This window comes from Rubrivirga sp. (assembly GCF_049648075.1).
In the GTDB taxonomy this organism is placed as follows: Bacteria; Bacteroidota; Rhodothermia; order Rhodothermales; family Rubricoccaceae; genus Rubrivirga.
On record NZ_JBARYR010000310.1, the window covers coordinates 1 to 7,130 of the forward strand.

Annotated in this window: 11 protein-coding genes; 6 read left to right on the top strand and 5 right to left on the bottom strand. The window is 68.7% G+C overall.

Features of this window, described 5'->3' with window-relative positions; all coding sequences use genetic code 11:
- The 4 genes from WBA11_RS09160 to WBA11_RS09175 form a co-directional block, all read left to right on the top strand.
- Positions 1–599, top strand: a 599-nt coding sequence (locus WBA11_RS09160) for a hypothetical protein (protein ID WP_424520393.1), incomplete at its 5' end; no start/stop codon positions are given.
- Positions 600–713: 114 nt separating this feature from the next.
- Positions 714–1,700 carry a lipoyl synthase gene (gene lipA, locus WBA11_RS09165; RefSeq protein ID WP_424520394.1) on the top strand — a complete coding sequence of 329 codons (987 nt, stop codon included), beginning with the start codon at positions 714–716 and terminating at the stop codon, positions 1,698–1,700.
- Between the two features lie 55 nt (positions 1,701–1,755).
- The gene (locus WBA11_RS09170; RefSeq protein WP_424520395.1) at positions 1,756–2,220 is read left to right on the top strand and encodes a hypothetical protein; all 465 of its coding nucleotides are present in this window, start codon (positions 1,756–1,758) and stop codon (positions 2,218–2,220) included.
- On the top strand, positions 2,217–2,747 hold the full coding sequence (locus WBA11_RS09175) for a DinB family protein (protein ID WP_424520396.1): 531 nt from the start codon (positions 2,217–2,219) through the stop codon (positions 2,745–2,747). The genes WBA11_RS09170 and WBA11_RS09175 overlap by 4 nt, the downstream gene beginning before the upstream one ends.
- A 15-nt stretch (positions 2,748–2,762) precedes the next feature.
- On the opposite strand, the gene WBA11_RS09180 is transcribed toward WBA11_RS09175, so the two are convergent.
- From WBA11_RS09180 to WBA11_RS09195, 4 genes are all read right to left on the bottom strand, one after another.
- A complete protein-coding gene (locus WBA11_RS09180; protein WP_424520397.1) occupies positions 2,763–3,212 on the bottom strand; it encodes a DUF6174 domain-containing protein in 450 nt (149 codons plus the stop codon).
- A gap of 149 nt (positions 3,213–3,361) precedes the next feature.
- Complete coding sequence (gene ubiG / locus WBA11_RS09185; protein ID WP_424520403.1) at positions 3,362–4,099, bottom strand: bifunctional 2-polyprenyl-6-hydroxyphenol methylase/3-demethylubiquinol 3-O-methyltransferase UbiG; 738 nt, start codon at positions 4,097–4,099, stop codon at positions 3,362–3,364.
- A 76-nt stretch (positions 4,100–4,175) separates the two neighbouring features.
- Positions 4,176–5,363, bottom strand: coding sequence for a 3-oxoacyl-[acyl-carrier-protein] synthase III C-terminal domain-containing protein (locus WBA11_RS09190; protein ID WP_424520398.1), 1,188 nt, complete (start codon positions 5,361–5,363; stop codon positions 4,176–4,178).
- Between the two features lie 107 nt (positions 5,364–5,470).
- On the bottom strand, positions 5,471–5,794 hold the full coding sequence (locus WBA11_RS09195; RefSeq protein WP_424520399.1) for an FxLYD domain-containing protein: 324 nt from the start codon (positions 5,792–5,794) through the stop codon (positions 5,471–5,473).
- 233 nt (positions 5,795–6,027) lie between these two features.
- Here WBA11_RS09195 and WBA11_RS09200 point away from each other — a divergent pair, with 233 nt between their 5' ends.
- The gene (locus tag WBA11_RS09200; RefSeq protein WP_424520400.1) at positions 6,028–6,261 is read left to right on the top strand and encodes a hypothetical protein; all 234 of its coding nucleotides are present in this window, start codon (positions 6,028–6,030) and stop codon (positions 6,259–6,261) included.
- Positions 6,204–6,731 (top strand): DUF6624 domain-containing protein, encoded by a 528-nt coding sequence (locus WBA11_RS09205; protein WP_424520401.1) that lies wholly within the window; start codon positions 6,204–6,206, stop codon positions 6,729–6,731. Before WBA11_RS09200 ends, WBA11_RS09205 begins: the two co-directional genes overlap by 58 nt.
- On the opposite strand, the gene WBA11_RS09210 is transcribed toward WBA11_RS09205, so the two are convergent.
- A partial coding sequence (locus tag WBA11_RS09210) for a DUF6174 domain-containing protein (protein WP_424520402.1) occupies positions 6,728–7,130 on the bottom strand: 403 nt, incomplete at its 5' end. The genes WBA11_RS09205 and WBA11_RS09210 overlap by 4 nt on opposite strands.

Here is a 7,130-nt window from a genome sequence, read left to right on the forward strand (position 1 = left end):
CGGAGGGCGAGCCCGACGAAGGCCGCGAGCTGCTTGTGGGTCTGCCCGTCGGTGTGCGCCGCGCCGTCGCCCTCGAGGCCGCGCCCGACGCCATGTGGGAGTCGCTCGTGGCCGACTTGCAAGACACGTTCTCCGCGCGTGGCAAGACGGGCCGCATCGGGTCGGCGCAGACGTGGCACAACGGCAACCTGCGCGCGACGCTGACCCCGTCCGGCGACGGTGCTCGTCTGCGTCTTCAGACCAACCGACGTGACGACACCCGCAACCTGCTCATCGCGATGATGGTCACGGCTGCGCTCGCCGTGTTTTTCGCGATCACCGGAGATGGAGACGCCGGCGTGATGACGATGGTGTCGGTCGGGCTGGCCGCTCTCGCGATCGTTCGTCAGACGACGTGGGCTCGCACGCGGGAGCGCCAGATGGACGCCGTCGCGGCCCGAGCTCAACGCGGCGCACGCGCCCTCGACCCCATCGCGTCCTCGAGAGCCGATAGGCCGGTGCAGCCAACGCCGACGCCGGTTCGCCTCGACCTGCTCGACCTCGAGGACGCCACCGACGGCGAACGAACGAAGCGCCCTCGAGGACGGACGCGGAGCTAAACCGGCTCGCCCTCGAGGGCGTCGGCTTGACACGAACGGCACGACCTGGGACGTACCTTGGACGTACGAGCACGGCCGCTCACCACGTCGGCTCCTTCCCCCCTGCCAGACCGCATGGACACGCCCACAAAGTCCCCGCTCCGCCCCGGCCAGGTCGCCCTCAAGAAAGCGCCCGCCGGCGCCGACCTCGAGGTCGAATCGGGAGGCGACGGATTCGCCCTCGAGTTGCCCGTCGTCACCAAGCCGCAGGTCGCGAACCGGCCCGGCGGACGTCCCAAGTGGCTGCGCGCGAAGCTCCCCTACGGCGAGACGTTCCGCGACGTCCAAAAGACGATCGAGGAGTTCGACCTGCACACCGTGTGCTCCTCGGCGCGGTGCCCGAACATGGGCGAGTGCTGGAGCGCCGGCACGGCCACGTTCATGATCCTGGGCAACGTCTGCACGCGCGGCTGCTCGTTCTGCGCCGTGTTGACGGGTCGCCCCGAGCAGAAGGAGCTCGACTACGACGAGCCGCGTCGCGTGGCCGAGGCCGCTCGCCTGATGGGCTTGCAGCACGTCGTCGTGACGTCGATCAACCGCGACGACCGCAAGGACGGCGGCGCCCCGATCTTCGCCGAGGTGATCCGGCTGGTCCACGACCAGGGCCAGACCATCGAGGTCCTGATCCCCGACATGAAGGGCGAGCGCTCGGCCTTGGAGACCGTCTTCGACGCGCGCCCCGAGGTCTTGAACCACAACGTCGAGACCGTCCCCCGCCTCTACCGCCGCGTCCGCCCCCAGGCCGACTACCAGCGGTCGCTCGACGTCATCCAGCTCGCGAAGACCGAGTACGACCTCCGCACCAAGTCCGGCATCATGGTCGGGCTGGGCGAGACCCAGGACGAGGTCGTGTCCCTGATGGCCGACTTCGCCGCCCACGGCGTCGACGTGATGACCATCGGCCAGTACCTCCAGCCGACGCGCCACCACCTGCCGGTCGAGGAGTTCGTCCACCCGGACACGTTCGCGTGGTACAAAGAGCAGGGCGAGGCGTTGGGCATCGAGCACGTCGAGAGCGGGCCGCTGGTGCGGAGCTCCTACCACGCCGAGCGGCATGTTTAGGACGAGGGACAGGGGATACGGGATGGAGAGATCCACCTCTCTGTCGCTCCTTGCCTTGTCCCTCATCCCTCTCTTCGCCCTCTCCGGTTGCCGCACCGTCCTCGATGGCGTCGCGGGCGTCTTCGGCCCCGGCAACGTCGGCGAGACCGTCGATGCGCACGTGGTGTATCGGCTCCGACCGGGTTGCCCCGCGATGCTGGCCCGGACGATTCAGAACGGCTACACCGTCTTGATCCCGCGCGCCGTCCCCGTCCTCGAGGGCGTAGATCCGCTCTTGGGGCGAGACATCGAGGAGACGGGTGTGTTCGAAGGCCCTGTCCGAGCGGGTGAGGTCGTGTTTCGATACGTCCCTCCTGCGGCGTCGGACACCTGGGCCTCCGGTCCCGTCGACGTCGTCGCGGACGTGGATGCGGTTCGGCTCGACCTCGAGGGCGGGCACGACCGCATGGTGGCGCTGTGCGGCCCGCTCCCAAGCCCGTCCGACCCCGACGTCCCTCGCCTTCCAGGCCAGGACCTGTGACCCTGCCTGCCTACGACGCCGCCGATCCCACCGCCTACGTCGAGTCCCGGCTGGCACTAGTCGAGGGCCAAGACCCCATCGCGCTCCTCGAGGCCGCACCGGGCCGGGTCGCCCGCGCCCTCGAGGGCGTCACCGAAAAAGACGCACGTCGGCCAGAAGCAGACGGGGCGTGGTCCATCCTCGAGGTCGTCCGTCACCTCGCCGATTCCGAGATCGTCTACGGCTACCGACTCCGCCTGATCGCCAGTGCCGACCGGCCCGAGATCGTCGGGTACGACCAGGAGACCTGGGCCGAGACGTTGAAGTACCACCGAGGCACCGTCGCCGACGCTCATGGGGACTACGCGTCGGCGCGCCGTAGCACGGTTCGGTTTCTGACGTCCCTGCCGGGCGCCGCGTGGGACCGCGTGGGACTGCACAGTGAGCGGGGCGAGGAGAGCATCCGCCGCATCGTGGCGTTGCTGGCCGCGCATGACATCGGGCACGGGCAACAGATCGAGCGCGTCCGCTCCGTCCTCGATGTGTAGCGCCCTCGAGGAGGGCTAATCGGTCTCGAATCCCAGGATGCGGTAGCCGATCTCCTCGTCAGCAATCTCGAACGCGTAGTCCAGGAACACGCTGACCGGGAGAGGGGCGTCGGCCTCGAGGACGCGGACGGTCACCGCGTCGGCCTCGAGAAAGCCGTTGGCGGCAATAGTGTACAGCGAGTTCACGGTGAGGACGACGAGCGAGATCGGGTGGTCTAGGACGGGTTCTCCGTTCTGCCATGCCTCGAGGACTTGGCCACCCTCGACGCGGACGTCGACGACCTGAGGGGCGCAGAAGCAGATCACCTCGTAGCGCAGCCAATAGTCCTCGGGGCCAGCGGTGTCCCACGCCGCTTGGAAAGACGCGAGGTTGTCGGCCGTATCGACCTCGAGGGCGAGTGAGGCGTCAACTGTGGCGATCGAGGGCGGGCCGTCACTGCCGACCGTGTCGCATGCGGAGAGCACGAGAGCGGAGAAAAAGACGAGCGCGCGAATGGACCACGCAGGAAGGGACGGCGAACGTATCGCCCCGTCCTCGTCGATGCTCATGCGTTACGCCGAAGGGGTCGCCGGGGAGCCCCGGCGGTACAGGGCGAGCGACGGACGGCCAGAGGTCAGTGCCGTCGGATCCCGAGGCCCATGTAGCCGATGGCCCACGACCGCGTCTTGGTGAACGCGAACTCAGGGTCGACGCGTCGCCGCAGAATCGAGCGCCAGAACGGCGCGCCGAGTCGAGGACGGACGCCTTGGATGTCCACGATCTCCAAGCCCTCGAGGGCGGCCCACTCACCGAGCGTCGTCGGAGGGACGAACAGGCGCCAGACGTGGACGTGGTCGGGCGTCTCGCGCGTCACGAACTTGAAGCCGTGGACGGCGAGCAGCCACGACAGTGGCGTCTGGTTGAACGTGTTGAACAGGACAATGCCGCCCTTTCTGACCACGCGCGTCGCCTCGGCCAACAGCTTCCGCTGGTCCTCGACGTGCTCGATCACGTCGAACAGCAGGACCGCGTCGACGGACCCGTCCCCGTGATCGAGATTCGTTGCGTCGGCCACGCGGAACGTGGCGTCCAAGCCATCTGCCCGCGAGCGCGCGACCTCGAGGGACGACTCGGACAGGTCTACGCCCTCGACGCGAAACCCTTTCTCCGCGAGCGGCAGCGAGACCAGGCCACCCCCGCAGGCCACGTCGAGAACGCGGGCGCCCGACTCGATCCCGAACTCGTGGAAGGCCTCGAGGGCGTACTCGAGCTTCAGGTCGGTCTCGGCACGGAGCAGCGCGATCGCGTGGTCTCCGCCCTCGAACCAGCGGTCGCCGAGGTCGTCGTAGAAGGCGTTGTTGACGGGCGTCACGGGCAAGCGCGGGGGGCCTCCACAGACGACCCGCGACCGGCGGGGTTCAAGAACTCCTATCGGGAACGCCCCCGCGCTACGCCTTCCGCATCAGGTTGCCGACGACCGTCAGGCCGGGGCCGAAGGCGACCGAGCACACCAGAGCGCCCGACGGCACAGCGGCGTCGGATGCGATCCGCTCCCAGATGTGGGGCAGCGTCGTCGAGGACATGTTGCCGCGGTCGCGCAGGACCGACTGGCTGTGGGCCACCTTCTCGTCCTCGATGCCGAGCGCCGACGCCGTGCTCTCGATCACGCGCGGCCCTCCGGGGTGGACGGCGAAGACATCGACATCATCGACCCCGAGCCCGTTGCGGCTGAGGAACGCCTCGAGGACGCCGGCCACGTTCGTCTGGATGTGCTCGGGGACGCGGCGGCTCAACGTCATCTGGAACGCGACGCCGGCCGGACGCCAGGTCATCTCGCCCAGCGTGTCCGGGATGATAGCCTCGACGTGGTCCAACAGCGCGAAGTCGGAGCCCTCTGGAGTGGAACTCACGTCGAGCCGCGCAGCGCCGTCGGCGAACAGGCACTGCTGGACGATCTGCTCAGGGTCCGTCGTGGCCGGGTGGTGGTGCAACGTGCACAGCTCGATCAGGAAGATGGCCGCGCGCGCGTCGCCCTCGAGGTCGGATCCAGAGTCGCCTACGCCCACCCGACGCATCGAGGTCGCGCTCACGACGTCGGCGGCGGTCGCCAGGGCAGGCAGCGCGGCGTAGCACCCCATGTGCCCGACGCTCAAGACCCGGGCGTGGTCGCCCCACGCTCGGTCCGCGATCACGCGTTGGACGGCGCTCGGGCTGTCGTAGCCCGTGCAACTCACTTGAACGATAGCGTCGGGCGCCTCGAGGTCGGACGCGAAGGCGTCGTGAGCGACGCGGTTGGCCGTCTCGGCGAACAGCTCCATCCGGCGCTCGAGCGGCGCCTGATGCCACGGGGCCGGAGGTCCGGGAGCAACCTCGCCATCGCCGGACACTGGGGACCGGTGAAGCTGCATCCGGTCCCAGTCGAGGTGCGTGTAGTCCTCGAGGGCGGTGACGCGGTGCTGGATGTTGGTCTTCCGCTCCAGCAGGTCGTAGTACCGCTCGGCGCGGTCGGCGCCGGGGAGCACGGTCGTCTCGGCGGCATGTCGCAGGCCCGCCTTCATCCACGCGATCCCCTCTTCTTGCCGGAGCGTGTACCCGAGCGGGAGCGAGCGGACGGAGAGGTAGGCGCGTGGCGTCATGATGGTGGGGTCGGGCGGGGATTACGCGCGACGGCTGTCCAGTCGTACGCCGGGCGAGAGCCTCCCGTTCACCCAAGGGCATTCCCGATGACTCGTCCTCGAGGGCGCTAGTTGACGCCGACGAACTTGAGCTTCGCGCCCGACGCCTGCAGGTCGAGGCGCCGCTCGAACCGCGTCGAGTCGCCGGCCGCCACGCTCCTCACCTGGACGATGACGTCCTCGAGGGGCCGGTTGTCGTCGTCGTAGAGCGTGACGAACACGTCGGCCGACGTGATCGGAGCCTGGCCCTGGTTGACGAGGTAGCCGGTCAGTGTGGGATAGCTGCGGCCTTCGCGCTGGAGCTTGAGACCGGACACGTCGGCCTGAGAGGTCGGGCCGCCGCATGCGGAGAGCGCGAGGACGAGGGCGGCGACGAGAGAGAATCGGAGCACGGAAGAGGCGTCGGGACGGCGAAAGAACGCACCTCCCGACCAGAATTGCCTGACCACGGTCTAAAGAATGACCGAGGGCGGGTGGTGCGCTCCTCGCCCTCGAGGGCGGGACTCGACACGTGGAGCGGCACATCCGGGACAATCTGGAGGCTCCCATTTTAGATCCATTGGGTTCACATGAGGGCAGCGAGCCCGCCAGGAGAGAGTCTGAGGCAGTCACTCACGCCACGCCCATGCGCCGCCTCTGCCTTCTCATCGCCCTCGCCATTCTCACCCTGCCAGTCGCCGTCTCTGCGCAACCGATCGACCTCGATGACGCTACGAAAGATGTCCTCCGCATCGAACTCCGCGAGATGTACGCCGCGGACCAACGGGTCCGCGACATGAACACCGTCGGGACGTTCTCTCCATGCGAGGCGGAGCGCGCGAGGGCTCACCTGGACTCCTGTCCAACGCCGGAGGCCTGAGCGCCTACCTCGAGGGCGAAGCCGTCCTCGAAGCCGAGGCTGAAGCTCGCCTCTCCGACGCGGAGCGCGACCACCCGCTCGCGATGCAGATCGCCGTCGACGACGCCAACGTTGCCCGGCTCCGCGAGATCACCGAGGAGCACGGGTGGCCCCACTCCGACCGCATCGGCGGCGACACGAACACCTTCATCTTCCTGCTCCGCACGCACCCGGACACTCTCGAGGCCATGCTCCCGCTCCTCCGCCGAGAGGTCGGCGCCGGCCGGATGCCCGCCGAGTCGTACGCGAGGGCCGTCGACAAGGGCCGCTTTATCCGACGCCAGCCCCAGCTCTACGGGACGAGCGGTGTGTTCGATCCCGAGACCCGGACCGTGAGGCCTCCGCACATCGAGAGCATTGAGAGCTCCAACGCAGCGCGCGCTGAGATCGGTCTGGAGCCGCTCGAGGACTACGTCGAGGTCGGCGACTAGTCGAGCGGGCGCATGTCGGTCACGAGGTACCCGATCTCCTCGTCGGCGAGCATCGAGTCGTAGTCGATCGACAGGTTGGCCGGGAATCCGTAGGCCGGGTCGAACTCGACCTCGACGGACTCGGCGCGGCTGGAGTACGCGTTCGAGAGCAGCTCGAACAACCCGTCGACCGTCTCGGCGCGGTCGAGGTCGACCGACTCGCCCTCGAGGACGACGGACGTGACCTCGCCGTCCCGGACGGTGACGTCGTACGGGCCGGTAAAGTCGGGGACCATGCAGAAGCAGACGCGCTGGAGCGTCATCGTGTACGACTCGATCTCGGCGTCCTCCCAGCGCTGGACGGCGTCCTCGAGGGCCTCGGGCCGCTCCGCGACGGTGCCGGTCGGCTTGGGCGACGCG